At 36.1% G+C, this 1,144-nt stretch carries 1 protein-coding gene and 1 pseudogene; both read right to left on the reverse strand.

What is annotated here, in order from left to right; all coding sequences use genetic code 11:
* Positions 1-347, reverse strand: a pseudogene (locus PX484_RS24760) (hypothetical protein); the annotation flags it as partial.
* Between the two features lie 50 nt (positions 348-397).
* On the reverse strand, positions 398-1,144 hold a 747-nt coding region (locus tag PX484_RS24765), incomplete at its 5' end, for a DUF4351 domain-containing protein (RefSeq protein ID WP_288106053.1).

Consider the following 1,144-nt stretch of genomic DNA (forward strand, 5'->3'; position numbering starts at 1 on the left):
ATAGCGAGACTGATAACTGGTTTCTGATACAAATCAAAGGCACGATAGTTATAAATATACATCCTCTGAGGGAAATTTTCTTCGTATTGGCTTTGAATTTCAATATGAATCAAAATCCACACTTCTTCACTCCTGAGTAACCAGACTTTATAGAGTTTGTCAGCAAAACGTTTTTTTGTCTTTGCTGAAGCGGTAATCCGTTTCAGTTCTTTTTCTAAGGATTCGGGAATTTTTGTCCAATCAATTAATTGGTGAACTTCAGGAAAAAAGAAGCATAAAAACGCTTCAAAATACTCGCTTAATGCTTCTTTCCAGGGTTCATCATAATTAGCGGTTGTTTGTTTCATTATGACAATTTTAGTGGGTTGTTGTCAGAAGGCGATCGCTAACGTCAAACCTAAGCAGTTAAAGTATTTAACCAATTGATTAAATCTTCAACCGTAGAGAAATCGAATAAAGCTTCTCCTAATACTTCGACATCATCAATACTTAACTCCATAATTTTAGTTTCCAATGAAGGATTAATCTCCCCTAACTTGCGTTTAATTTGACGAAGAATCAATGTCTTTTCGCGTTCGATACCTTGTTCGATACCGCGTTCAATACCTTGTTCAATACCTTGTTCAATACCTTGTTCAATACCTTGTTCGATACCGCGTTCGATACCTTGTTCAATACCTTGTTCGATACCTAGTTCAATACCTTGACGCATCCAACTGGTAGTAATTTGCATAACTCCCTCCTGTACGGGTTGACTAAATGTGCTAATCTCTTGTTGAAATTGTATCTCTTCGACCGGATTTAGATTGAGATAAGTATCAATAAATCCGGAAATTAATTGCATTTTTGCAGGATTTAACTTTAAAGTAATTAACAAGCGCAGACATTCCGCTTTTACCTTGGCTCGCTCTTTCTCGGCAATGTTCATCTTAGCCATCAAAGCTGAAGCAACCGGATTCGGTTGATTAAGAAAATCTCGCCAATTTAATCGATTTAACTGCACTACCTGATAGTTAAATTCTAAGACCTTAAAATCGGGAAAATCGACTACATATTGACTAATCGCTGCTCTTTTTGGCTTTGAATAAGAAAAAATTACAATCGGATAAATCGGTAAGACAAATTTCTCATGAAAGCGAGCAAA

Source organism: Microcystis sp. M49636_WE2 (genome assembly GCF_030065375.1).
Lineage (GTDB): Bacteria > Cyanobacteriota > Cyanobacteriia > Cyanobacteriales > Microcystaceae > Microcystis > Microcystis aeruginosa_C.